Source organism: Pseudomonas frigoris (assembly GCF_047758635.1).
GTDB lineage: Bacteria > Pseudomonadota > Gammaproteobacteria > Pseudomonadales > Pseudomonadaceae > Aquipseudomonas > Aquipseudomonas frigoris.
In genome coordinates, this window is sequence record NZ_CP180479.1 from 5,189,725 (window position 1) to 5,214,667 (window position 24,943).

At 58.6% G+C, this 24,943-nt stretch carries 24 protein-coding genes and 1 pseudogene; 16 read left to right on the plus strand and 9 right to left on the minus strand.

Annotated elements, in window-relative coordinates; genetic code table 11:
• Positions 1-35 precede the first annotated feature (35 nt).
• Together ACMXYH_RS23815 and ACMXYH_RS23820 are read left to right on the plus strand one after the other, a co-directional pair.
• The gene (locus ACMXYH_RS23815; protein WP_415765149.1) at positions 36-1,334 is read left to right on the plus strand and encodes a serine/threonine protein kinase; all 1,299 of its coding nucleotides are present in this window, start codon (positions 36-38) and stop codon (positions 1,332-1,334) included.
• The gene (locus tag ACMXYH_RS23820) at positions 1,327-2,115 is read left to right on the plus strand and encodes an MlaA family lipoprotein (protein WP_134422220.1); all 789 of its coding nucleotides are present in this window, start codon (positions 1,327-1,329) and stop codon (positions 2,113-2,115) included. Before ACMXYH_RS23815 ends, ACMXYH_RS23820 begins: the two co-directional genes overlap by 8 nt.
• Before the next feature lie 217 nt (positions 2,116-2,332).
• Here ACMXYH_RS23820 and ACMXYH_RS23825 read toward each other — a convergent pair whose 3' ends face one another.
• Entirely contained in the window at positions 2,333-3,247 is a 915-nt protein-coding gene (locus tag ACMXYH_RS23825; RefSeq protein ID WP_134422221.1) for a DUF808 domain-containing protein, read from the minus strand.
• A gap of 134 nt (positions 3,248-3,381) precedes the next feature.
• Between ACMXYH_RS23825 and ACMXYH_RS23830 the strand changes: the two genes are divergently transcribed.
• Entirely contained in the window at positions 3,382-3,990 is a 609-nt protein-coding gene (locus tag ACMXYH_RS23830; protein WP_129442265.1) for a TetR/AcrR family transcriptional regulator, read from the plus strand.
• A gap of 111 nt (positions 3,991-4,101) precedes the next feature.
• On the opposite strand, the pseudogene ACMXYH_RS23835 reads toward ACMXYH_RS23830, so the two are convergent.
• Both ACMXYH_RS23835 and ACMXYH_RS23840 read right to left on the minus strand, forming a co-directional pair.
• Positions 4,102-4,570, minus strand: a pseudogene (locus tag ACMXYH_RS23835) (REP-associated tyrosine transposase).
• A gap of 215 nt (positions 4,571-4,785) precedes the next feature.
• Positions 4,786-5,226 (minus strand): GlcG/HbpS family heme-binding protein, encoded by a 441-nt coding sequence (locus ACMXYH_RS23840; RefSeq protein WP_008145573.1) that lies wholly within the window; start codon positions 5,224-5,226, stop codon positions 4,786-4,788.
• Between the two features lie 267 nt (positions 5,227-5,493).
• On the opposite strand from ACMXYH_RS23840, the gene gcl reads away from it, so the two are divergent.
• From gcl to ACMXYH_RS23870, 6 genes are all read left to right on the plus strand, one after another.
• The gene (gcl, locus tag ACMXYH_RS23845; protein ID WP_134422222.1) at positions 5,494-7,269 is read left to right on the plus strand and encodes a glyoxylate carboligase; all 1,776 of its coding nucleotides are present in this window, start codon (positions 5,494-5,496) and stop codon (positions 7,267-7,269) included.
• A gap of 154 nt (positions 7,270-7,423) precedes the next feature.
• Positions 7,424-8,206, plus strand: coding sequence for a hydroxypyruvate isomerase (gene hyi, locus ACMXYH_RS23850; RefSeq protein WP_415765150.1), 783 nt, complete (start codon positions 7,424-7,426; stop codon positions 8,204-8,206).
• Between the two features lie 227 nt (positions 8,207-8,433).
• Positions 8,434-9,321: a 2-hydroxy-3-oxopropionate reductase gene (locus tag ACMXYH_RS23855; protein WP_415767746.1), complete on the plus strand. Its 888-nt coding sequence runs from the start codon at positions 8,434-8,436 to the stop codon at positions 9,319-9,321.
• 157 nt (positions 9,322-9,478) lie between these two features.
• The gene (locus ACMXYH_RS23860) at positions 9,479-10,759 is read left to right on the plus strand and encodes a glycerate kinase type-2 family protein (protein WP_415765152.1); all 1,281 of its coding nucleotides are present in this window, start codon (positions 9,479-9,481) and stop codon (positions 10,757-10,759) included.
• Positions 10,749-12,164: a pyruvate kinase gene (gene pyk / locus ACMXYH_RS23865; RefSeq protein ID WP_129442255.1), complete on the plus strand. Its 1,416-nt coding sequence runs from the start codon at positions 10,749-10,751 to the stop codon at positions 12,162-12,164. Before ACMXYH_RS23860 ends, pyk begins: the two co-directional genes overlap by 11 nt.
• 150 nt (positions 12,165-12,314) lie before the next feature.
• Positions 12,315-13,229, plus strand: a complete 915-nt coding sequence (locus ACMXYH_RS23870) for an urea transporter (RefSeq protein ID WP_134422226.1) — start codon at positions 12,315-12,317, stop codon at positions 13,227-13,229.
• Positions 13,230-13,246: 17 nt separating this feature from the next.
• On the opposite strand, the gene ACMXYH_RS23875 is transcribed toward ACMXYH_RS23870, so the two are convergent.
• The 3 genes from ACMXYH_RS23875 to ACMXYH_RS23885 all read right to left on the minus strand — a co-directional run bounded on the left by ACMXYH_RS23875 (position 13,247) and on the right by ACMXYH_RS23885 (position 16,435).
• Entirely contained in the window at positions 13,247-13,675 is a 429-nt protein-coding gene (locus ACMXYH_RS23875; protein WP_415765153.1) for a hypothetical protein, read from the minus strand.
• Between the two features lie 448 nt (positions 13,676-14,123).
• The gene (locus ACMXYH_RS23880) at positions 14,124-15,320 is read right to left on the minus strand and encodes an autotransporter outer membrane beta-barrel domain-containing protein (protein ID WP_415765154.1); all 1,197 of its coding nucleotides are present in this window, start codon (positions 15,318-15,320) and stop codon (positions 14,124-14,126) included.
• Positions 15,317-16,435, minus strand: a complete 1,119-nt coding sequence (locus tag ACMXYH_RS23885; protein WP_415765155.1) for a hypothetical protein — start codon at positions 16,433-16,435, stop codon at positions 15,317-15,319. Before ACMXYH_RS23885 ends, ACMXYH_RS23880 begins: the two co-directional genes overlap by 4 nt.
• A gap of 369 nt (positions 16,436-16,804) precedes the next feature.
• On the opposite strand from ACMXYH_RS23885, the gene ACMXYH_RS23890 reads away from it, so the two are divergent.
• Together ACMXYH_RS23890 and ACMXYH_RS23895 are read left to right on the plus strand one after the other, a co-directional pair.
• Complete coding sequence (locus tag ACMXYH_RS23890) at positions 16,805-17,629, plus strand: ion transporter (protein ID WP_415765156.1); 825 nt, start codon at positions 16,805-16,807, stop codon at positions 17,627-17,629.
• Between the two features lie 193 nt (positions 17,630-17,822).
• Entirely contained in the window at positions 17,823-18,821 is a 999-nt protein-coding gene (locus ACMXYH_RS23895) for a sulfate ABC transporter substrate-binding protein (protein WP_033056035.1), read from the plus strand.
• A gap of 197 nt (positions 18,822-19,018) precedes the next feature.
• Here the strand turns inward: ACMXYH_RS23895 and ACMXYH_RS23900 are convergent, their stop codons facing one another.
• Positions 19,019-19,648 (minus strand): hypothetical protein, encoded by a 630-nt coding sequence (locus ACMXYH_RS23900; protein WP_415765157.1) that lies wholly within the window; start codon positions 19,646-19,648, stop codon positions 19,019-19,021.
• A 235-nt stretch (positions 19,649-19,883) separates the two neighbouring features.
• On the opposite strand from ACMXYH_RS23900, the gene ACMXYH_RS23905 reads away from it, so the two are divergent.
• Positions 19,884-21,089, plus strand: a complete 1,206-nt coding sequence (locus ACMXYH_RS23905; protein ID WP_415765158.1) for an MFS transporter — start codon at positions 19,884-19,886, stop codon at positions 21,087-21,089.
• A gap of 93 nt (positions 21,090-21,182) precedes the next feature.
• On the opposite strand, the gene ACMXYH_RS23910 is transcribed toward ACMXYH_RS23905, so the two are convergent.
• Together ACMXYH_RS23910 and ACMXYH_RS23915 are read right to left on the minus strand one after the other, a co-directional pair.
• Positions 21,183-21,587, minus strand: a complete 405-nt coding sequence (locus ACMXYH_RS23910; RefSeq protein WP_056742059.1) for a type II toxin-antitoxin system HicB family antitoxin — start codon at positions 21,585-21,587, stop codon at positions 21,183-21,185.
• A complete protein-coding gene (locus ACMXYH_RS23915; RefSeq protein ID WP_129442243.1) occupies positions 21,587-21,799 on the minus strand; it encodes a type II toxin-antitoxin system HicA family toxin in 213 nt (70 codons plus the stop codon). The genes ACMXYH_RS23910 and ACMXYH_RS23915 overlap by 1 nt, the downstream gene beginning before the upstream one ends.
• A 280-nt stretch (positions 21,800-22,079) precedes the next feature.
• Here ACMXYH_RS23915 and ACMXYH_RS23920 point away from each other — a divergent pair, with 280 nt between their 5' ends.
• The 4 genes from ACMXYH_RS23920 (at position 22,080) to ACMXYH_RS23935 (ending at position 24,939) form a co-directional block, all read left to right on the plus strand.
• Positions 22,080-22,799, plus strand: a complete 720-nt coding sequence (locus tag ACMXYH_RS23920) for an SDR family oxidoreductase (protein WP_046054308.1) — start codon at positions 22,080-22,082, stop codon at positions 22,797-22,799.
• A 129-nt stretch (positions 22,800-22,928) separates the two neighbouring features.
• Positions 22,929-23,816 (plus strand): LysR family transcriptional regulator, encoded by an 888-nt coding sequence (locus tag ACMXYH_RS23925; protein ID WP_415765159.1) that lies wholly within the window; start codon positions 22,929-22,931, stop codon positions 23,814-23,816.
• An 83-nt stretch (positions 23,817-23,899) separates the two neighbouring features.
• Positions 23,900-24,367: a helix-turn-helix domain-containing protein gene (locus ACMXYH_RS23930; RefSeq protein ID WP_415767747.1), complete on the plus strand. Its 468-nt coding sequence runs from the start codon at positions 23,900-23,902 to the stop codon at positions 24,365-24,367.
• Positions 24,364-24,939 carry a PIN domain-containing protein gene (locus tag ACMXYH_RS23935; RefSeq protein ID WP_415765160.1) on the plus strand — a complete coding sequence of 192 codons (576 nt, stop codon included), beginning with the start codon at positions 24,364-24,366 and terminating at the stop codon, positions 24,937-24,939. The genes ACMXYH_RS23930 and ACMXYH_RS23935 overlap by 4 nt, the downstream gene beginning before the upstream one ends.
• Positions 24,940-24,943 lie beyond the last annotated feature (4 nt).

A 24,943-nucleotide genomic window follows, 5' to 3' on the forward strand; every position in this document is an offset into this window, starting at 1 on the left:
ACTTCATTCGGCACCTTTCTCTAAGGGATCTAGTCATGCTCCGTTCCTTGCGCTTCGCCGCCCTGTTTGGCGGCCTTATTTTGAGTGCGTCCGCACTGGCCGTCGATATCGACGCTGCCAGCTATGGCTACCCCTTGACCAACCCGTTCGAGGCGACCATTGCCACGACACCGCCGAACCTGCGTCCGGAGTTGCCGCTGGACGACGACATCGATCAGCAGACACGCAGCGTTACCTTGCGCCCGGAGCGTGAGTTCGACCTGCCGGACAACTTCTGGCCGGTGAAGAAGCTCACCTATCGCATCGCCACTCAGGATAAAGCCGCACCGCTGATTTTCCTGATCTCCGGCACCGGCGCGCGCTACGACAGCAGCCTTAACGAATACCTGAAAAAGCTGTACTACAAGGCCGGCTACCATGTGGTGCAACTGTCGTCGCCTACCAGCTTCGACTTCATGAGCGCCGCCTCACGCTTCGCCACCCCGGGTATCACCGAGGACGATGCCGAAGACATGTACCGGGTAATGCAGGCCGTGCGGGCACAAAACCCGAAAGTCCCCGTCACCGATTACTACTTGACCGGCTACAGCCTGGGTGCCCTGGACGCGGCATTTGTCGCGCACCTGGACGAAACCCGTCGCAGCTTCAACTTCAAGAAAGTCTTGCTGCTCAACCCGCCGGTCAACCTCTACACCTCGATCACCAACCTGGACAAGTTGGTCCAGACCGAGGTCAAGGGCATTAACAACACCACCACCTTCTATGAGCTGGTGCTGAACAAACTGACCCGCTACTTCCAGCAGAAGGGCTACATCGACCTCAACGATGCCCTGCTCTACGACTTCCAGCAGTCCAAGCAGCACCTGAGCAACGAACAGATGGCCATGCTGATCGGCACCTCATTCCGCTTCTCGGCCGCCGACATTGCCTTCACCTCGGACCTGATCAACCGCCGCGGCCTCATCACCCCGCCGAAGTACCCGATTACCGAAGGCACCAGCCTCACGCCGTACCTCAAGCGTGCGCTGCAGTGCGACTTCGACTGTTACATCACCGAACAGCTCATCCCTATGTGGCGCGCCCGCACCGACGGCGGCAGCCTGCTGCAACTGATCGACCAGGTCAGCTTGTATGCACTCAAGGATTACCTGCACGACAGCCCGAAAATCGCCGTCATGCACAACGCCGACGACGTGATCCTCGGCCCTGGCGACCTTGGTTTCCTGCGCAAGACCTTTGGCGATCGTTTGACCGTTTATCCACTGGGCGGCCATTGCGGCAACCTTAATTACCGCGTCAACAGCGACGCCATGCTGGAGTTCTTCCGTGGCTAAATATCTCCTGCTTATCGCAGCGTTACTCTGTGCAGGCGTCGCCAATGCCGATAACAGCAAAGCCAACGCACCGGTTGTGATTGACAATGACGGCTTCAAGGAGCCGCTGAGCAAACTCAAATTCAACCCTGGGCTGGATCAGCGCGAGTTCGAACGCTCGACGCTTAGCGCGCTGGCCGTCTACGACCCGCTGGAAGAGTGGAACCGCCGCGTCTACCACTTCAACTACCGCTTCGACCAATGGGTGTTCCTGCCAGTGGTCGATGGCTATCGCTACATCACGCCGAGTTTCCTGCGCACCGGTGTCAGCAACTTCTTCAACAACCTCGGTGACGTGCCGAACCTGTTGAACAGCCTGCTGCAGTTCAAGGGGCAGCGCTCGATGGAAACCACCGCGCGCCTGCTGCTCAATACCACCGTCGGCATCGCCGGCCTGTGGGACCCGGCCACCGCCATGGGCCTGCCGCGCCAGAGCGAAGATTTCGGCCAGACGCTGGGCTTCTACGGTGTACCGGGCGGCGCCTACTTCGTGTTGCCGATCCTCGGACCTTCCAACATCCGCGACACCGGGGGCCTGGCGGTCGATTTCACCGCAGAGTCGGCGATCAACTTCCTGAACGTCTCCGAAGTCAGCGAAAACCATCCGGAAATCTGGGTCCTGCGTGGTATCGACAAGCGCTACCAGAACAGCTTCCGCTATGGCCAGCTGAACTCGCCATTCGAGTACGAGAAAGTGCGCTACGTGTACACCGAGTCGCGCAAGTTGCAGATCGCCGAGTAATTCATCGGCAACAAAAAAAGGCCATTCGATGCGAATCGAATGGCCTTTTTCATGCGCGGAATCTCAAACACCACAAATCAACTGTGTGCGGGCTTGCTCCGGGCGGCGTTCCGACGAAAGCGGTCTGTCAGTCACATCGATGTTGAATGTTCCGCCGCTTTCGTCGGAACGCCGCCCGGAGCAAGCCCGCTCCCACATTTTTGGTCAGTGCCAGGTTTTAGCCTTTCAGCGCCTTGTAGATTTTGCTGACGACCATGACACAGGCCAACACAATGGCACCCGCCACAATCCCCGCCACCGCATTCAGCAACGTTGGCACGACAAACCCGGCACCGCCCGCCCCTGCGCTGACGCTTTCAATCCAGTGATGAACCACCGGCACGCCATGGGTGAGAATTCCGCCACCCACCAGAAACATCGCCGCCGTGCCGATCACCGACAGGCTTTTCATCATGTACGGCGCCGCACGCAGGATCCCGCCGCCAATGCTTTTGGCCATCTGTCCTGGCTTCTGAGTCAGCCACAAGCCGAGGTCGTCGAGTTTGACGATGCCGGCCACCAGGCCATACACGCCGATGGTCATGACGATGGCAATGCCCGAAAGCACGATGACTTGTTGAGTCAGCGAGGCATCCGCCACGATGCCCAGGGTGATTGCGATGATTTCTGCAGAGAGAATGAAGTCGGTGCGGATGGCGCCTTTGATCTTGTCCTGCTCGAACGCCACCAGATCGACCGCCGGATCAGCCACGGCCTCGACCAGCTCTGCATGCTCGGCCTGGTCTTCAGCCTTGCTGTGCAGGAATTTATGGGCCAGCTTTTCGAAACCTTCGAAACACAGGTACGCGCCGCCGATCATCAACAACGGTGTGACCAGCCAGGGAATGAACGCGCTGATAGCCAACGCCGAGGGCACCAGGATCAGCTTGTTGAGAAACGACCCCTTGGCCACCGCCCACACCACCGGGATTTCCCGCTCGGCACGCACACCGGAAACCTGCTGGGCATTGAGTGCCAGATCGTCGCCGAGCACGCCAGCGGTTTTCTTGGCGGCCATTTTGGTCATCAACGCCACATCGTCGAGTACCGCGGCGATGTCATCGATCAGCACCAGCAAACTGCTTCCTGCCATGAATCAGGTTTCCTTCTTGAATGAATGCCGCGCAGCATAGCGCGGCCGGGTGCCGCACGGGGCATTCTTGAGCGCCGCGCGAGGCCGGTGCTACCATGCGCAACCGCCAGAACAGGCAAGGAACCCCCTGGTTTATGAGCACCATCCGCGAGCGCAACAAAGAACTGATCCTGCGTGCCGCCAGTGAAGAATTTGCCGACAAGGGCTTCGCTGCGACCAAAACCAGTGACATCGCAGCCAAGGCGGGATTGCCCAAGCCCAACGTCTATTACTATTTCAAATCCAAGGAAAACCTCTACCGCGAGGTCCTGGAAAGCATCATCGAACCGATTCTGCAGGCCTCGACACCGTTCAATGCCGACGGCGTGCCCAGTGAAGTGCTGAGCGGCTACATTCGCTCGAAAATCCGCATCTCCCGCGACCTGCCCTTCGCCTCCAAGGTATTCGCCAGCGAAATCATGCATGGCGCGCCGCACCTGAGCGCTGATCTGGTTGAACGGCTCAACGGCCAGGCCAAGCACAACATCGACTGCATCCAGACCTGGATCGACCGCGGCCAGATCGCCCCGATCGACCCCAACCACCTGATGTTCAGCATCTGGGCCGCGACCCAGACCTATGCCGACTTCGACTGGCAGATTTCCGCGGTGACCGGAAAGGTCAAGCTCGATGAGGCCGACTATGAAGCGGCGGCGCAGACGATTATCCGGTTGGTGCTGAAGGGGTGTGAGCCTGACCGTTAAACTGTGGTGCGGCCATTCGCGAGCAAGCCCGCTCCCACACTCGATCTCCACCACACCGAAGATCCCCTGTGGGAGCGGGCTTGCTCGCGAAGAAGGCAACTCGGTATCCCGTCAAACCCATATCGCATCCCACAACGGATAGTCGCCAAGCTTCTCAACCAGCCCCGCCCGCAATGGGTTGGCTACAACATATCGAGCAAGCTTCACCAAATCCTCCTCTCGTCGCACCGCATGATCATGAAAACTCTGCTGCCACAGGCTGCCACAGGCTGCCTGTTCTGCCTGTGGCGGCATTGATTGTGCGAGTACTTAACGATTTGGTCTGGCACATCAACTGGCCCAGCGACCCTTTTTGCAACTGGACAAGCCAATGAAAATGATCAGGCATGACGACAAAGGCCAAAGAGTCGGCAAACCCTTGGTCCTGTGCTTGTTTGAATTGGTGTACGACCAATCTTCCCAAGCTGAAATCCATGAAAACCGGCTCCCGCGTCAGGGTATTAGCAGTCAGGAGATAGACCCTGTTTTGCTCGGCATAGCGGCCGATTCGCAGGCGATGTGAAGCTGACAGTTCAGGCATTCCTTTGCCTTCTCTCATGATGAATTCATGAGAAGGCTAGACCTGCGAATGCTTGAGGGTGCGGCAGACTTTTAGCTGGATGTGTCTGGGAGGCCGCCTTCGCGAGCAAGCCCGCTCCCACAGTTGATCTACAGTGTTCACACAATTTGTGTCCACCGACGAACCAGTGTGGGAGCGGGCTTGCTCGCGAAAGCAGTAGATCAGTCACCACATAATCAAGCCGTCACCCCCGCATCCGCCCGCAACCCCAACGCCTCAATCGCGTTGATCGCACATTGCTCATCAACATCAGAAAGATCGCCGCTGATACCAACAGCCCCCAGCACGTTCCCGTCCTGATCCCGAATCAATACACCGCCCGGTGCCGGGACGACGCTGCCCTGCCCCAGACTATTCAAAGCGGCGATAAACGCCGGTCGTTGTTGTGCGTCCAGCGCCAGCAGGCGTGAGCCTTTGCCCAAGGCGATGGCGCCCCAGGCTTTGCCGATGGCGATCTGCGGGCGCAGCAGGCTGGCACCGTCTTCACGCTGCAGGGTGACCAAGTGTCCACCCGCATCCAGTACGGCGATGGTCAATGGAGCCGCCGAGATTGCACGCCCTGCGGAGATAGCCTGATTGGCCAGGTTGACTGCGACTTTCAAGGTTAAAGCGCTCATGGTGCCGTCCTCATTTTGTTATAGGGAAAGCTGCTGGACTGCTTTTTGTTCAGAAGTCCGATGCAACAAATAGAACACAATGAGTTATTTTTTTGTATACAATAATTTTCGAAAAGCGCCACACGCGACGAAAAGCCACAGTAGATCTGGCTTCCGACGAATGAAACGGCCGCTTGAGAAAATGGATTGACCTGCGCCGTCCGCCGTGAATACACTCTGCGCAAAGCCACTTGTATACAATTACAAAACGTAAGAGGCACCAAAACCATGAGCAAAATGAGAGCAATCGAAGCCGCCGTTCTGGTGATGCGCCGTGAAGGGGTTGATACCGCTTTTGGCATCCCGGGCGCCGCGATCAACCCGCTGTACTCCGCCTTGCAGAAGGTCGGTGGCATCGATCACGTCCTCGCTCGCCACGTTGAAGGCGCCTCGCACATGGCCGAGGGTTACACCCGCACTAAGGCCGGCAACATCGGCGTGTGCATCGGCACTTCGGGACCTGCCGGTACCGACATGGTCACCGGGCTCTACAGTGCCTCGGCCGACTCGATCCCGATTCTTTGCATTACCGGCCAGGCCCCCCGCGCCCGTATGCACAAGGAAGACTTCCAGGCTGTCGACATCACCTCGATCGTCAAGCCAGTGACCAAGTGGGCAACCACCGTCATGGAACCGGGCCAGGTGCCTTACGCTTTCCAGAAAGCCTTCTACGAAATGCGCTCCGGCCGTCCAGGCCCGGTGCTGATCGATCTGCCGTTCGACGTGCAGATGGCTGAAATCGAATTCGACATCGACGCCTACGAACCACTGCCGCTGGCCAAGCCAACCGCTAACCGCGTGCAAATCGAGAAGGCCCTGGCCATGCTCGATCAGGCCGAGCGTCCGTTGCTGGTAGCCGGTGGCGGCATCATCAATGCCGACGCCAGCGAGTTGCTGGTGGAATTCGCCGAGTTGACCGGTATTCCGGTGGTCCCGACCCTGATGGGCTGGGGCACCATTCCGGACGATCACCCGTTGATGGTCGGCATGGTCGGTCTGCAAACCTCGCACCGTTACGGCAACGCCACGATGCTCAAATCCGACCTGGTGCTCGGTGTCGGTAACCGCTGGGCTAACCGTCACACCGGTTCGATCGACGTTTACACCGAAGGCCGCAAGTTCATTCACGTTGACATCGAACCGACCCAGATCGGCCGCGTGTTCACCCCGGACCTGGGCATCGTTTCCGACGCCGCTGCCGCGCTGACCGTGTTCATCGAAGTCGCTCGCGAATGGCAAGCCGCCGGCAAGCTGAAAAACCGCAGTGCCTGGCTGCAAGACTGCCAGCAGCGCAAGTCCAGCCTGCAACGCAAGACTCACTTCGACAATGTGCCGGTCAAGCCGCAGCGCGTTTACGAAGAGATGAACCAGGTGTTCGGCAAAGACACGTGCTACGTCAGCACCATCGGTCTGTCGCAGATTGCCGGCGCGCAGTTCCTGCACGTCTACAAACCGCGTCACTGGATCAACTGCGGTCAGGCAGGTCCTCTGGGCTGGACCATTCCGGCAGCGCTGGGCGTGGTCAAGGCTGATCCGACCCGCAAGGTCGTGGCGCTGTCGGGCGACTATGACTTCCAGTTCATGATCGAAGAGTTGGCGGTGGGCGCGCAGTTCAAGCTGCCGTACATCCACGTGGTGGTCAACAACTCGTATTTGGGGCTGATTCGTCAGGCTCAGCGCGGTTTCGACATGGATTACTGCGTACAGCTGGCCTTCGACAACCTGAACGCCCCGGAACTCAACGGTTACGGTGTCGACCACGTCGCGGTTGCTGAAGGCCTCGGCTGCAAGGCGCTGCGTGTGTTCGAACCGGGTCAGATCCAGCCTGCCCTGCGCAAGGCTCAGGAAATGATTGAAGAGTTCAGGGTGCCGGTCATCGTCGAGATTATTCTGGAGCGCGTGACCAACATTTCCATGGGCACCGAGATCAACGCCGTCAACGAGTTCGAAGACCTGGCGCTGGTCGGCAACGATGCGCCAACCGCAATTTCGTTGCTCGATTAACTTGTAGGATCGTTCCCACATCCTGTGGGAGCGAGCTTGCTCGCGATAGCGGTGTGTCAGTCAACATGGATGCTGAATGGCACTCCGCTATCGCGAGCAAGCTCGCTCCCACAGAGATCCGGGAACGCCCACCACATTCATACGGGAGACCACCATGCCGCGTTTCGCAGCCAACCTGTCCATGCTGTTCACCGAGCAGGATTTTCTTGCCCGTTTTGAAGCTGCCGCCAAGGCCGGCTTCAGTGGTGTCGAATACCTGTTCCCTTACGACTTCAGCTCCGCCGACATCAAAGCCAAGCTCGACGCCAACGGCCTGACCCAGGTGCTGTTCAACCTGCCGGCCGGTGACTGGGCCAAGGGCGAACGCGGTATCGCGTGCCTGCCGGATCGGGTCGAAGAATTCCGCGCCGGTGTCAACCTGGCGATTGCCTACGCGAAAGTGCTGGGCAACACCCAAGTCAACTGCCTGGCCGGTATTCGTCCACAAGGCATCGACGATGCCACCGTGGAAAAAACCTTCGTCAGCAACCTCAAGTACGCCGCCGACAAGCTGCAAGCGGCGGGCATCAAACTGGTGATGGAAGCGATCAACACCCGCGACATCCCGGGTTTCTACCTGAACAACACGGCGCAAGCCCTGTCGATTCGCGAACAGGTCGGCAGCGCCAACCTGTTCCTGCAATACGACATCTACCACATGCAAATCATGGAGGGCGACCTGGCCCGCACCATGGCCGCGCACCTGGGCGAGATCAACCACATCCAGTTGGCCGATAACCCTGGGCGCAACGAACCGGGCACCGGTGAAATCAACTACCGCTTCCTGTTCGAACACCTGGACCGCATTGGTTATCAGGGTTGGGTTGGCTGTGAATACAAGCCGCTGACCACTACTGAAGCAGGCCTGGGTTGGTTGAAAACCCATAACGCAATCTAACCGAACATGACATCCCTGTAGGAGCTGCCGAAGGCTGCGATCTTTTGACTTTGCCTTTCAAGATCAAGATCAAGATCAAGATCAAGATCAAGATCAAGATCAAGATCAAGATCAAGATCAAGATCAAGATCAAGATCAAGATCAAGATCAAGATCAAGATCAAGATCAAAAGATCGCAGCCTTCGGCAGCTCCTACAGGGGGCCACATAAAAAAAGAGGAATTTCTCATGGCTAAAATCGGATTTATCGGCACCGGCATCATGGGCCACCCAATGGCGTTGAACCTGCAGAAAGCCGGTCACAGCCTGTTCCTGTCGGCGCACCACGACCCCGCGCCTGCCGACCTGATTGCCGGTGGCGCCGTCGCCCTGGCGAACCCGAAAGAAGTCGCGCAAGAAGCCGAATTCATCATCGTCATGGTGCCGGATACCCCGCAGGTCGATGACGTGCTGTTCCGCGCCGACGGTGTTGCGGCCGGTGTAGGCAAAGGCAAAGTCGTGATCGACATGAGCTCGATCTCGCCAACCGCCACCAAAGCCTTCGCTGCCAAAATCAACGAAAAAGGCGCTCAGTACCTCGATGCGCCAGTGTCCGGCGGTGAAGTCGGCGCCAAGGCCGCGACCCTGAGCATCATGGTCGGCGGCGATGCCGATGCCTTCGAACGCGCTCTGCCGCTGTTCCAGGCAATGGGCAAGAACATCACGTTGGTGGGCGGCAACGGCGACGGTCAAACCGCCAAAGTGGCGAACCAGATCATCGTGGCGCTGAACATCCAGGCTGTGGCCGAAGCCCTGCTGTTTGCTTCGAAAAACGGTGCCGATCCCGCCAAGGTCCGTGAAGCACTGATGGGCGGTTTCGCATCCTCGAAGATCCTCGAAGTGCACGGCGAGCGCATGATCAAAGGCACCTTCGACCCAGGCTTCCGCATCAGCCTGCACCAGAAGGACCTGAACCTGGCCCTGGCCGGCGCGCGCGAGTTGGGCATCAACCTGCCGAACACCGCCAACACCCAGCAAGTGTTCAGCACCTGCGCAGCGATCGGTGGCAGCAACTGGGACCACTCGGCGCTGATCAAGGGCCTGGAACACATGGCGAATTTCTCGATTCGCGATTAGTAAGCCCTGCACCAAAACCCTGTGGGAGCGGGCTTGCTCGCGAAGGCGATTTCATATTCAACAGAGATGTTGACTGACATACCGCCTTCGCGAGCAAGCCCGCTCCCACAGGGAACCGAGTCGTTCTCCAATAACAAGAAATTCCCGGGAGCCCGCCATGTCGGTCAATCCGCAACAATTCCTGCGCGAGCTGTTTGCCACAGCCATCGACGCGGCCCATCCGCAGCAAGTCCTCGAAGCCCATTTGCCCAAAGACCGCAGTGGTCGGGTGATCGTCATCGGCGCCGGCAAAGCCGCCGCGGCCATGGCCCAAGTGGTGGAGCGTTGCTGGCAGGGTGAAGTATCAGGTTTAGTGGTGACGCGTTACGGGCACGGCGCCCCGTGTGAAAAAATCGAAGTGGTCGAAGCCGCTCACCCGGTGCCTGACGCTGCCGGTCTGGCGGTCGCCAAACGCGTGTTGGAACTGGTCAGCAATCTGACTGAAGACGACCGCGTGATCTTCCTGCTCTCGGGCGGTGGCTCTGCCCTGCTGGCGTTGCCCGCGGCCGGCATCACCCTGGCCGACAAGCAGTCGATCAACAAAGCCCTGCTCAAATCCGGCGCCACAATTGGCGAGATGAATTGCGTACGCAAGCACCTCTCGGCGATCAAGGGCGGCCGACTCGGCAAAGCCTGCTGGCCTGCCACTGTTTATACCTACGCGATTTCCGATGTACCGGGCGACCTCGCAACGGTCATCGCCTCCGGCCCCACCGTGGCCGACCCGAGCACCTCCGCCGAAGCCCTGGCGATCCTCAAGCGCTACAACATCGAAGTCCCGGCCTCGGTGCGCAACTGGCTACAGAGCCCGGAATCAGAGACGGTCAAACCCGGCGACCCGAGCCTTGAGCGCAGTCACTTCCAGCTGATCGCTCGTCCACAACAGTCGCTTGAAGCTGCTGCGGTGAAAGCACGTCAGGCCGGTTTCAGCCCGCTGATCCTCGGCGACCTGGAAGGCGAGTCCCGCGAAGTGGCCAAGGTTCACGCCGGCATCGCCCGTCAGGTCGTGCTGCACGGTCAGCCGTTGGCAGCGCCCTGCGTGATCCTCTCGGGCGGTGAAACCACGGTCACCGTACGCGGCAATGGCCGTGGCGGACGCAACGCCGAATTCCTGCTGAGCCTGACCGACAGCCTCAAAGGCCTGCCCGGCGTCTACGCGCTGGCCGGCGACACCGATGGCATCGATGGCTCCGAAGACAACGCCGGCGCGATCATGACCCCGGACAGCTACGCCCGCGCCGCCGCCCTCGGCCTGAGCGCCAGCGACGAGTTGGACAACAACAATGGCTACGGCTATTTCGAGGCGCTGGACGCACTGATCGTCACCGAGCCGACCCGCACCAACGTCAACGACTTCCGCGCCATCCTGATTCTCGAGAGCACAAAAAATGACGCCTGATAAAAAGGTCAAAATCCTCGCCACCCTCGGCCCTGCCACCAACGGGATCGACGACATCCGTGAGCTGGTGCAAGCCGGGGTCAACATCTTTCGCCTGAACTTCAGCCACGGCGATCACGCCGACCACGCTCAGCGCTATCAGTGGATTCGTGAAGTCGAGCGCCAGCTGAATTATCCGCTGGGCATTCTGATGGACCTGCAAGGCCCGAAACTGCGGGTCGGCAAGTTCGCCGAGGGCAAGGTGCAACTGCATCGCGGTCAGGCGCTGCGTCTGGATCTTGATCCGACGCCGGGCGATGAACGCCGGGTCAACTTGCCTCACCCGGAAATCATCGAGGCGCTCGAACCGGGCATGGACCTGCTGCTGGACGACGGCAAGCTGCGTCTTCGCGTGGTGACAAAGTACTCCGACGCCATCGACACCACGGTGCTCAATGGCGGCGAACTCTCGGATCGCAAAGGCGTAAACGTGCCACAAGCGGTGCTGGAACTGAGCCCGCTGACCGCCAAGGATCGTCGCGATTTGAGCTTCGGTCTGGAGCTGGGTGTGGACTGGGTCGCGCTGTCGTTTGTGCAGCGTCCGGAAGACATTCGCGAGGCGCGTGAACTGATCGGCGACAAAGCGTTTTTGATGGCCAAGATCGAGAAGCCATCGGCGGTGACGCAACTGCGCGAGATCGCTGAGTTGAGCGATGCGATCATGGTTGCTCGCGGTGACCTGGGCGTGGAAGTGCCGGCCGAAAGCGTGCCGCAGATTCAGAAAAACATCATCAGCATCTGCCGTCAGCTCGGCAAACCGGTGGTGGTGGCGACGCAGATGCTCGAGTCGATGCGCTTCTCCCCTGCCCCGACCCGTGCCGAGGTGACCGACGTTGCCAACGCCGTGGCCGAAGGTGCGGATGCGGTGATGTTGTCGGCAGAAACTGCCTCTGGCGAGTACCCGCTGGAAGCCGTGCAGATGATGAGCAAAATCATCCGCCAGGTGGAAAATGGTCCGGACTATCAGGCGCAACTGGACGTGAGCCGGCCTAAGGCTGAGGCGACTGTTTCCGATGCCATCAGCTGCGCGATTCGCCGTATCAGCAATGTGCTGCCGGTGGCGGTACTGGTGAATTACAGCGAGTCCGGCACGTCGAGTTTGCGTGCGGCGCGGGAACGGCCGACGGTGCCGATCCTCAACCTGACGCCGAACCTGCAGACTGCGCGCCGGTTGACGGTGGCGTGGGGCGTGCATTCGGTGGTCAATGATCGGCTGCGGCAGGTGGATGAAGTGTGCTCGACGGCGCTGGAGATTGCCCAGGCGCAGGGAATGGCCAAGCGTGGCGACACGTTGTTGATCACGGCGGGTGTGCCGTTTGGGCAGCCTGGGTCGACTAACTCACTGCGTATAGAAACATTGATTTAGCGCCTGCACCGGCCTCATCGCGAGCAAGCTCGCTCCCACAGTGGATTTGTGGTGTTCACAAATCCATCGACTGAACAGAGATTCATTGTGGGAGCGAGCTTGCTCGCGATGCGGGCGCCACGATTCACCTGAAACACCACAGATCCCATCATGCCTGCCAACCACTTCAACACCCACTGCCCCGACTGGGCGACTGCCCTGCTCAACGGATTCAGCCAGATCTTCCTCCAGCGCAACCCGCTGTGCGGTCTGCTGTGCCTGCTGGCCATTCTTTTCACCGCGCCCACCCTGCTCGGCGGTGCACTGCTGGGCGGTGTCGCCGGGCTGCTCACCGCGCAACGACGCGGTTATGCCAAGGCCGATCGTCAAGCCGGGCTGTTCAGTTACAACGGTGTCTTGCTCGGTTTGCTGCTGAGCCTCTACTTCCCGTGGTCAGCGATGTTGCCGCCGCTGATCATTGCCGCGGGCGGCCTGAGCGCGATGTTCACTCAACAGTGGCTCAAACGCGTTCGAGTCAGCCAATACCTGCCTGCCTATACGGCGCCCTTCGTGGGGCTGGGCTGGTTGCTGCTGTGCTTCGCCACGCCTTCGACAAATGCGCACTTGATCGAAATGAATACGCTGAACATGCTCGCCGCACCACTGAAAGGCCTCGGCCAGGTGATGTTCCTCGCTCATCCGCTGGCCGGAGCGATGATTGCCCTGGGTTTGCTGATCGCTGATCGCCGCGCATTCTGCTGGGCGTTGTTGGCGTCTGTCGCGGGCATGGGCTGGAGCATGCTGCATCACGACTTCTATACCGCATTGATCGGCCTCGGTGGCTATAACGCCGTACTCGCCGCCCTCGCCTTCAGCTCGCAGCGCCAGAAGCCTTGGCTGCCACTGGTCGGTATTGCATCAGCGCTGTTGCTGACGCCGGTGTTTACCGCCATCGGTCTGCCTACGCTGACCGCTCCGTTTATCCTCGCTTGCTGGCTGATCCGTGCCGGCATTCGGGTGCTGCGCCAGACCGCTGTCGACAGTGCGCCTTGCGCTATTGAGCGCCAAACCAAGGGTGGCGCCTGAAAGGGCTGAGTCTGCATTCAGCGCAATGGGTCAGTCTCGCAAGCCAATGGCAGATCCGACCGCGAACCCCAACTTTCATCGTATCCCTGATCGTGGGTGGCGAGGGTTTCGACGACTTCCAGGCATTTGCCCTGTAGCTGCGTGGTGTAGACCTGGAGCATTTGAGGCGGCACGACCTTGTCATTCAAACCGATGAAATGACGTTGCGGGAGCGCACGCAACTTGTCGCGAAACTCCAGAGGTGTCACCGGCTTCGAGAATGGCGCGAGCTGCATCAGCTTCGCCCACTCTACAGGGTCGAGATTCCCGGCAATCGTTTGCACCTGAGTCACGTCGTTACGAGAACCCCCAAGGATCAAGGCAATCGCCGCGCCGCCCGAGTATCCGACCAGTTCGAACTGCTCCACTGCAAAGCGACTTTTCAGACGATCAAGGGCCGCGTTCATGGTCTCTATGACCAATGAATTGAAACGACCGGAAGTCCACAAATCAGTGTTGCAACCCGGTGATCTCACGAACTGACAAGGGCGCGCCAGATAGGCGCTGGGGCCCCGATCTCCAGCGGCCAATCTCGCCATCAAGGACACGCGAGGGGTCGGATCGATACTCGGTTGAGACCGTGTCGCCCACGCCCGACCATCGCCTTCGATGTAAACACGTAGATGCTTGTAGCCCCCTGGTGGCGGTAGCAAGGCCATGAGTGTGTAAGGTGAACTATCGAGCGTGCCAGGAGTAAGCGAAGAGCCTTGGCTGACCGCCTGCAAATCGACTTTACCCGCGCATCCGCTGAGCCCGAGGAGCGCGAAGCCGATGGCGGCCAGTGCTTTAAACATGGTTTTAATCTGTTGATCAGACGCAACGGTCCGCCAGCGCGAACCGTTGCAATCCAGTCGATCAAAAAGCGTAGCGCGCTTCAAGGGTAAAGGTGTCGGCGTTAAAACCGGTCTTCGCTTGATAGCTGTAATGGGTCCCCAAAGTTAGAGCATCAATTTGATACTTCGCCCCTACGCGACCTTCATAACTATCACGCACCGGACTGGCTCCCGCGACAATGAAAGGCGAGCCCCCCAAGGTGAAACTGGAGGTCTGATTGATCTGGTCACCGATGAAGTCATGGTAAGCCATCATGCTCGCTTCAGGTGTAAGGGTGCCATTGAGCAATGGCACGTCAGCGGCCATTCGCAACCCGGCACCCAGCTCGCCAATTTCGAAGCGCTGGGCATTGGAGTGCAGCGCGGCCGAAGAGCCATGCTCATTAAAGCTGTCCAGCTGAATATTGGTGTAACGTGCGGCGACGCGCGGTTCGACAATCAGTTGGTCAGTGAGTTTGAAGGTATAACCGCTCAAGACGCTTAGTGCCCATGCGTCACTGTTGTAGCTGGCCTTGGCCACGCTGTCGGCGACATAACGTTTGCTGTCATTGTCATTGCGCCCGTAACTGAGGCTGCCATCGACAAACCAGTTGCGCAGATCCCAGCTACCGTACAGCGTCAACGCGTTGCCCTGTACATCGGTTTTATTTCCGGTATCGGAGGTGACGTTGGTGTTCAGATACGAATAGGCCAAGCCCACGGTGGAATTGGCATTCAGCTTGCCATCCGCCCCGACAGCAACACCACTGCTGTTGGCCGAAAAACCGGCGACCGCATCACGGCTGTCCTGATCCTGATTGCTGCTCAAACCTTGAATCCATACGCCAGTATCTGCCAGCGAATCCCCTGATGAGAGCCCCGAGCGCAGACCGGACACGCGGTTGCTGATCGCTCCATTCATCATCGCCTGACCCGACACAGCCGCATTGACCGCCCCACCGCTGACTTCCGGAGCCAGTTGCTCACCGAGCTTTGCCAGTTCCTTTTGAGAGGAGGCGTTGGCAAAGGCTTTGAAGACCGCATCATCACTGTTCAATTGTCCCAGCGGGCCATTCTTGAAGCGATTGAGGATCTCGCGGGTGCCGCTGGAGGTGCCGATGCTCCCCTGCTCTTCATCCACCTGACTGTCACTTTTCAGTGTGACCAGTGCGTTGACGGTCTGAGCATCGGTTGTATAGCTGGCGACGTTCAACAACGAGGACGAACTGGTGACGCTCACCCGTTGTTCTGCAGGCTGCTGGCCTTGACCAGGGTGTATTGAGTGCCGGCAGCGGTCGGTGTGAAATCACCTGGTTTGGCACTCAATGTCACTTTGGAGGACTGGGCGAAGGTGGCCTTGCCGTCCACCGTCAAATAAGGCGTATCGGGTGTGACGCGATCCGAAAGCAACATATCGATGCCACTGTTGGCACCGACGTTCAGGTCACCGGTAATCACGACCCCCTGATTTTGTAGATTCAGAGAGCCCGAAACGATGGAAACCCTGCTGTCGATTTTGCTACCGGTGTAATTGGCCTGACCAGCGACATTCACCCCATTGAGGTTGAGCAGATCTCCCTTGATCGCACCGCCGGTCCAGTTCAGTTGCGCCAACCCTGCGCCATCGATGGCCGCCGCATGATTGCTGCGAATTTCGCCACCTTGCTGGTTGATCTCGAACGCTGATGTCTGGCCTGCATCGACCTGGATCGCAACACCGTCTGCAGTGATATTGCCGGAGTTGATAATGCCCCGAGCGCCAGACACAGCATTCTGCGTGAAAGTGGCACCGCCGAGCTTGATGCCCACGGCGTCTTCACCCGATGCCTCAATAGTCCCGGTGTTGAGCAAATAATCGACTGAACCCTCCAAAAACCAGATAGCCTCGGAGTTCTTGCCAACGCTTATGATCGAGCCGCTGTTCTCGATCCTCAATGCGCTGGTTTGGGTCTCGACGTGAAAAGCGGACGCACGCGGACCCGTGGCACGAATCGTCCCTGAGTTGAGAAGCCTGCCGGCGATGCTCACGGGGTCCGTGGCATGGGAGTCCAGAATCAGCCCCGTGGCAGAGTTGCCTTGCACATCGACAACACCGCTGTTGATCAGATCGCCGCCAATAGTGGTCCCGTGCAGGTAGATACCCTCAGGCGAGCCATAGAAATTGGCTCCCGATGCCTGGGTGATGGAGACAGTCCCGGCGTTGATGACATTACCGGTGATAGTGGTATTGGCGATCTCGATTCCCTCAGCGCTATTCACGTTGGAAAGAGAAAGCTTGCCGGCATTGATGAAGTCACCCTGAATGTTGCTGCCGCTGGAGTTGCGGAAACTGACATCCAGTCCGATCCCGGTCACCGTCGCGCCTTGTGCGTCGAAAGTGAAGTCGCCCCGGTTAATGAGTGAGCCCGTAACCCTGGCTCAGGTCGTACTCGCTGGCAAATACCTGAGCGGTCGAAGTGCTGACAACCATTGCCAGCAGGCTTTTCTTGAAAAACTGACTATCCATATCGCTTCCGTGTGGTTTTGAAACCCATCGCCTGAAATCTGGGCAGCACATCGAAACAAAGGTTCTTGTTCTGTGGGAAGTCGATATATCGACGAGATAATCAATTTCTTAAGCCATGAACGACTAAAACCGGCTGAACACGGCGCACCTGGCGTCCAGCTTGCGCAATCCCGGCCAATCCCCCAGGCTTCTCTCATTTTCGGCTTGGGCAAGACCTTATGGAATGCAACAACAACTGGCGCCAACGCCTCTACGTCATGATTTTCCAGAGCGACACCGTGGCTGGGCGGCGCTTCGACGGCACCCTGCTGTTGATCATCCTCGCCAGCATTGTGATCGTGATGCTCGACAGCATCGATGCGATTCACCAGAACTACGCCAACGTGCTGGCGTACATCGAGTGGGGCTTCACCGTCATCTTCGCCATCGAATACGGCCTGCGGCTGTACTGCTCGCCCAAGCCGTTGCGCTATGCGTTCAGCTTTTATGGGCTGGTGGATTTGCTGGCGATCGTGCCCGGCGTTCTTGCGTTGTACTACGCCGATGCGCAGTACCTGCTGATCATCCGGATCATTCGGATGCTGCGGATTTTCCGCGTGCTCAAGCTCAGCCCGTATCTGAAGCAAGCCAACTATCTGATGTCCGCATTGCGCGGCAGCAAGCAGAAGATCGTGGTGTTTCTGGTCAGCGTCTGCACCTTGGTGACGGTGTTCGGTACGCTGATGTACGTGATCGAAGGCCCGGAGCACGGCTTCACCAGCATTCCCAAAGGCATCTATTGGGCTATCGTCACGCTGACCACCGTGGGCTTCGGCGACATCGTGCCTAAAACGCCGCTGGGTCAGGTGATTTCGTCGCTGGTGATGATCACCGGTTACTCGATCATCGCCGTACCTACGGGGATTTTTACCGCCGAACTGGCCAGCGCGATGCGCGGCGAACAACTGGAACATGACTGCCCTGTGTGCAAGAAAAACAACCACGAACATGGGGCGGCGTTCTGCTCCCGATGCGGGAATGCGTTGTTTAAGAAAATGGAATAAGCAAAGTACTTTTTAATCTTTAAAGGACTATGCGAGCCCCGTTATAGTCGCTGGCAAAACGGTGGCAACATCTCTTAGATAACTGACAACTAACCCGTAGGAGTTGCCGCAGGCTGCGATCTTTTGATCTTGAAGAATCAACATCAAAAGATCGCAGCCTGCGGCAGCTCCTACAAAGAACAAGGACTGCGCAGTGAAAAAACTCTTTGGCGCCTCACTTCTGGCCGCTGGCCTGGCACTGACCAGCATGGCTCAGGCTGCACCGACCCTGCTTAACGTTTCCTACGACGTGATGCGCGATTTCTACAAGGACTACAACACTGCCTTCCAGAAACACTGGCAAGCCGAGCACAACGAAAACATCACCCTGCAGATGTCCTTTGGTGGCTCCAGCAAACAGGCGCGTTCGGTGATCGATGGCCTGCCGGCTGACGTCATCACCATGAACATGGCTACCGACATCAACGCCCTGGCGGACAACGGCAAACTGGTCCCGGACAACTGGGTCACCCGCCTGCCGAACAACAGCGCGCCGTTCACCTCGGCCACCGTGTTCATCGTCCGCAAAGGCAACCCGAAAGCCCTGAAAGACTGGCCCGACCTGCTCAAGGACGGCGTGCAGGTGATCGTGCCAAACCCGAAAACGTCGGGTAACGGCCGCTACACCTACCTCTCGGCCTGGGGTTATGTGCTGAAAAACGGTGGCGACGAAAGTAAAGCCAAAGACTTCGTCGGCAAGCTGTTCAAACAAGCGCCGGTGCTGGATACCGGTGGCCGCGCCGCCACTACGACCTTCATGACCAACCAGATTGGTGATGTGCTGGTGACCTTCGAAAACGAAGCGGAAATGATTGCCCGTGAGTTTGGTCGTGATCAGTTCGAAGTGATCTACCCAAGTGTTTCCGCCGAAGCCGAGCCGCCAGTGTCGGTGGTCGACAAAACCGTCGACAAGAAAGGCACCCGCGCTGCGGCCGAGGAATACCTGAAGTACCTGTGGTCGCCGGAAGGTCAGGAAATTGCGGCGGCGAACTACCTGCGTCCGCGTGATCCGGCGGTGTTGGCCAAGTACACCGATCGTTTCCCGAAAGTGGATTTCCTGTCAGTGGAGAAGACCTTTGGTGACTGGCGAACTGTGCAGAAGACCCACTTCAATGATGGCGGGATCTTTGATCAGATCTACAGCGGTCAGTAATTCCTGAGTCCAATGAAAAAGGCGACCTGAGAAGGTCGCCTTTTTTGTGGCCGCGGTTAGACACAAGACTTGTATCCAATGAAGATCCCCTGTGGGAGCGAGCTTGCTCGCGAAGAGGTCATAACCTTCAGCATGGATGTTGACTGTCACACCGCCTTCGCGAGCAAGCCCGCTCCCACAGGGGTTATCACCAGCCATTACATCGGCGGTGTAACACCATCCTTGCCGGCCGAGATGGATTGGGCGGTGAGCGTCCCGTCTGCACTCTGGGTCACAAACGTCACGATCTTCACCCCCACCTTCAGCAGGCTGCGATCCCCCGGCATCAGATTGACGATCGGCACATCCTCCGGCACCAGAATCTTCTGTTGCCCGCCCTTGTAATTGACGGTCAAAACCCGGCCATTGCTGACAACGAGATCGCCCACGCTGCCATTTGTCATGCTACTGCCCTTCGCCAAATCAAACGGCCGATGACCGTCGCCGCTGCCGGCCAGTTCCGGTGGGAAGACATGGACTTCCAGCGCCTTGAGCGTGCCGTCTTCCTGAGGCACGGCCGCCGAACCGATGTAACTTCCGGGTTTGATGTCTTCGATGTTGGCCAGGGTGACGGCGCGGACTTTGGTGTCCTTGGTCAGGTTGATCACTACGTTTTCACCACTATTGACGTGCACTTTCAGCACGTCGGGGCTGACCCCGGTGATCTCGCCGCGAACCCCGATGCGCATGCCTGGCGCGTCAGCAGCCTGGGCGAGACCTGCCGTGAACAAGCCGATCAAAGTAACAACTGAAGCGCCGCGAACCAAGTGACGAAACATCGCATTCATGGAAGTGCCTTCCGGTTATGAAACGTGAGGAGAGAACATAAGCACGCTATCGAACAGGATGTAAGTGAATGTATCATCGGACCTCGATATTTTGACGCAAGGCTCCTCGATGGACATCACACACGTCCGTCACTCATTCCGCAACGGAATGATTGCTATCACTCCAAACCCTCTTCTGCCCATTCCGATAGCCCTTTAGCCTGCGCGCATTCTCTTTTGCTCAGCGAGACCCGTTATGAACCCAGCGACCCAGGTGCCCCACGGCACCGCAACAATGACCCGAGGCATGGTGCTGCTGTTTGCCTTCTGCTGCGGCGCCATCGTTGCCAACATTTACTACGCCCAACCGATCATCGGCCTGATCGCGCCGGACATTGGCCTGACCAGCACCATGGCCAGCCTGATCGTTTCACTGACCCAGATCGGTTACGCGTTGGGCCTGTTCTTCCTGGTGCCGCTGGGCGATCTGCTGGAAAACCGCCGCTTGATGATCATTACCACGGTGGTGGCAATTGCCAGTCTGTTAGGCGCTGCGTTCACCGATCAGCCAAACGTGTTTTTGCTGATCTCGTTGCTGGTGGGGTTCAGTTCGGTGTCGGTGCAAATCCTGATTCCGCTGGCCGCGCATCTGGCACCGGAAGAGTCTCGCGGGCGTGTGGTCGGCGGGATCATGGGCGGTTTGCTGCTGGGGATTCTGTTGGCGCGACCGGTGTCCAGCGTGGTGGCTGACCACTTCGGCTGGCGCGCGATGTTTGTGATTGCGGCAGTGTTAATGGCGGCGATCAGCATCGTGCTGGCGCTGACCATTCCCAAGCGTCAGCCTGATCACAGCGCTTCTTATGGTCAGTTGCTGGGCTCTCTGTGGACCCTGTTGCGCCAACAACCGGTGTTGCGTCAGCGCGCGTTTTACCAGGGGTGCATGTTCGCCACCTTCAGCCTGTTCTGGACCGCCGTGCCACTGGAACTGGTGCGCAATCATGGCTTGTCGCAAACCCAGATCGCGATCTTCGCCCTGGTCGGGGCCATTGGCGCCATCGCCGCCCCCATTGCCGGTCGACTGGCCGATGCCGGCCACACTCGCATTGCTTCACTGCTGGCCCTGCTGTTCGCCAGCCTGAGCTTCCTGCCCGCGTTCATCCATCCGGTCTACAGCGTTATCGGCCTCGCCGTCACCGGCGTGGTGCTCGACTTCTGCGTGCAGATGAACATGGTCCTCGGCCAACGCGCGGTCTACGCCCTCGACGCCAAAAGCCGCAGTCGCCTGAATGCGCTGTACATGACCAGCATCTTCATCGGCGGCGCATTTGGTTCTTCGGTGGCCAGTGCTGTGTATGAACACGGCGGCTGGTTGTGGATCGTGATGGTGGGTAGCGCGTTTCCGCTGTTGGCGTTATTACGGTTTTTGAGTGTTTCGGAGAAGCGTTCGTTGGCGACCGCGTAAAGCTTTAAAAGCATCGCGGGCAAGTCGGACCGCCGCACCGCTCGCTCCTACGGGAGCGAGGTTGATCTGCAATTGCTGTGTGACTGACACCATTCAGTGCCGAACCAACTTCTCCATCGCCGCATCTGCCAGAAATGAAGAGCGGCTTTTGACATTGTGCTCACGCACATAACGATCGATACGCTGGATCACATAGCCGGGCAGCGTCACATTGACCTTCTCGGTTTTGCCCATGTACGGCGCGATGTCCAGCTCCAGCATTCCCCAGCCCATGTCGGCAAAGTCCGGATTGCCACGGTGGGCGGCAGCAGATGTAGGCATGGGAATCGACTCCCCATCAGCCGCAATCTCCTGAAGCATGATGTGGGCAATCTCGACCGCCGCGTTGTAGGCGTCTTCAAACGTATCCCCGGCCGTTACGGCGCCTGGAATATCGGGGATCTGAATACCGATGGCGGTGTTCTCGTCGCCCCACTCGATACAGATTGGATATTGCATTATGGATCTCCTGCGTAACTGGCTCCCGGGCAATACAACCCGGCTCGCCTCCTGATGCTTTTGACCGTCCCGATCGGCAAATCCTTTTTCGGATGAGGGACGGGTATCGTGTACGGGTTGTATCGGTGTTTGAAGAGGTGATGACTGCCGGCAATCCGATCCAGTATCCAGCCGGCCTCCTCCAACTCCTTGATCAATAGCCTGCTCTGCACCACTCGCCTCCTTGCTCAGGCCCAAACAAAAGTAACCCTAGAGTTATCTTTACTCAAGCACAAAAATCCGGAACGCGACGCTCGGTTGTTTTACAGAGTGTGATTGCGGGCGGCGGCATTCTTCCCAGGAATGAATACTTTGGCTCAGCCTGGTTCGTTACGCCGAGGTCAACCCGGATTACACTCAGCGTCCTGAGCCTGACGCGATGCTGGATGCGATTCGCGGCTGAACCGATCAAATGCCGCCTGACCCGCGGCATGTTCTTTCAAGGAGTGTGCAATGACCCGACGTACCTTTCTCATCACCGGTGCCAGCAAAGGCATCGGCCGTGCGGTCGCCGAGCACCTGGACCGCGCGGGTCATCGGGTGGTCGGAATCGCCCGATCGCCCGACCTGAGCTTTCCCGGCATCCTGTTTCCGCTGGATCTGAGCGACAGGGCACTGACTCAGGAAGTGCTGGCGGATCTGGCCAGGACTTATGAGTTCGACGGGCTGGTGAATAACGTCGGTCTGGTGCGCCCGCAGGTGCTGGGCGAAATCGACCTCGATACTTTCGACGACGTAATGCGGGTCAACCTGCATTCGGCGTTGCAGGCTACTCAGGCACTGCTGCCGAACATGCGCGCCAAGGCCTGGGGTCGGGTGGTGAACATTTCCAGCCTGACTGTGCTGGGTATTACGCAGCGCACCGCCTATGCGGCGGCCAAAGCGGCGCTGATCAGCTTCACACGATCCTGGGCGCTGGAACTGGCGCAAACCGGCGTAACAGTGAACGCCGTGGCCCCGGGGCCGACTGAAACCGAACTGTTTCGCGCCAACAATCCGCCGGGCAGCGAAGGTGAGGCGCGGTATCTGGCCGGCGTGCCGATGGGTCGGCTGGGGCAACCGCAGGAGATCGCTGCGGCGATTGCGTTTTTGTTGTCCGAGCAGAGCGGGTTTATCACCGGGCAAACTCTGTTTGTCGACGGCGGGTCCTCGATAGGTAAAGCCGCGTTTTAACCAACAACACCAACCCCTAAGGGAGCGAGCTTGCTCGCGAAAGGGGCGGCACATCCAACACTGTTGTGGCTGACAGTCCGCTTTCGCGAGGGGATCTCAACATTATTCAGACTTGCACAAGGACCTGAGATGGACCGCCTCGGCGCAATGGAAACCTTCGTCTACGTGGTGGAAACCGGTTCGTTTTCCGCCGCCGCCCGGCGCCTGAACATCGGCCAGCCCGCCGTCTCGAAAGCCATCGCGCAATTGGAAGCGCGCCTTGCGGTCAGGCTGCTGTTGCGTTCGACCCGAGGTCTGACGCCGACCGAGGCGGGCCTGGCGTTTTTCGAGCGCTCCAAGCGCGCCATCGAAGAAGCCGATGAGGCTGACAATGCCGCTCGCGGTGCCGCCAGCGGCCTGAGCGGCAACCTGCGCATCTGTGCCGCCGTGACCTTCGGCCGGCTGCACATCGTTCCGCACCTCGGGCCTTTCCTCGATCAGAACCCGGACCTGAACATCGATTTGATGCTGGACGATCGCAACGTCAATCTGGTGGAAGAAGGCGTTGACATCGCCCTGCGCATGGGCGCCTTGAGCGACTCCGGCCTCACCGCCCGCAAGATCGCCGAGTGTCGGCGCGTGGTGTTGGGCACGCCCGCCTATTTCGAAAAACATGGCGACCCCACCTGCCCTGCCGATCTGAGCAAACATCAAGCAGTCGTCTACACCTTGGGTGGGGGTGCCAATTGGCAGTTCCGCAAGGCGTCGGAAGAACAGGCAGTGATCATCAACGGCCGAATCCGCGTCAACGCCGCCGAAGGTTTACGTGAGGCGGTACTCGCTCACCAAGGGTTGACCATGGCATCGCAATGGATGTTTGCGCCAGAGCTGGCCAGTGGTTTGGTGAGGGAGGTTATGACGGAGTGGGCGCTGCCGAATCAGGATCTTTGGGCGGTGTTTCCTACGGGCAGGATGGCCAGTGCGAAGGCCCGAGCGTTTGTGGATTATGTTCAGGAGGTGTTGGCAAAGGGGGCCTGAAACCCACTCGTCTAGTTTATTGCGATTTTCGTTTGATTCGAATAGCCTTCCAGCATTGTTTTTTCAGAATGTCGGAAACCAGCATGTCGCCAGTCATCCATCCACCGATCAATCTACCCATGGAGCGCGAAGTTCTGGCTGCTATCGAAGGCCAACGCGCTCTGGCTGCCTATCTCGCCACTCAATTCGAAACTCAGCACATCCAGATTTTCGACGAACAGAATGAAGCTCATTGCGTCGAATTGCCCACTTCGGCCCTCCGACTTCTAGTTGACATCCTGGCAGAGCTTGCTGCGGGCAACGCCGTCAAAGTGGTCCCGGTTCACGCTGAGTTGACCACTCAGGAAGCCGCCGACCTGCTTAACGTCTCACGCCCTCACATGATCAAGCTGCTGGAATCCGGCGAGTTGTCCTACCACAAAACCGGCAAGCACCGACGTGTGCGCTTTGCCGATTTGATGGACTATAAAAACCGGCGCGACTCTGCCAGCGAGCAAGCAATGACGCTTCTCGCCGAGCAGGCACAAGCGTTAAGGACAGGATACGAGTGAGGCAATCCTCTTTTACCGCTGTATATGACGCATGTGTTCTGCACCCCGCGCCCTTGAGAGATTTTCTGATGTGGCTCGCGCTCTCCGGGCGTTTCAGAGCGAAATGGTCCTTGGAGATACACAACGAATGGAAACGCAACCTGCTCAAAAACCGCCCGGATCTAACCGCCGAGCAACTGGATCGCACGTCCGAGCTGATGGATCAGGCCTTACCCGACGCGTGTGTCACAGGATACGAAGACTTGGTCGAAGGGCTGACACTGCCAGATATCGATGATCGACATGTGCTGGCAGCCGCCATTCGCTGCAACGCCAGCGTCATCGTCACGTTCAATCAGAAAGACTTCCCCGGTGAAGCATTGGGCCCTTTCGGTATCGAGGCTCAGCATCCTGACGAGTTCGTCGACAACCTCTTCAACCTCGATCCGACGGCAGTGGTCGCGGCGGCGCAACGCCAACGCAGGCAACTGAAAATGCCACCGATGAATGTCAGCAGCTATCTTGATCTTCTATTACGCCAAGGTCTGGTTCGGTCGAGCAAGGCATTGACCGAATACCGCGCCATTCTCTAAACGA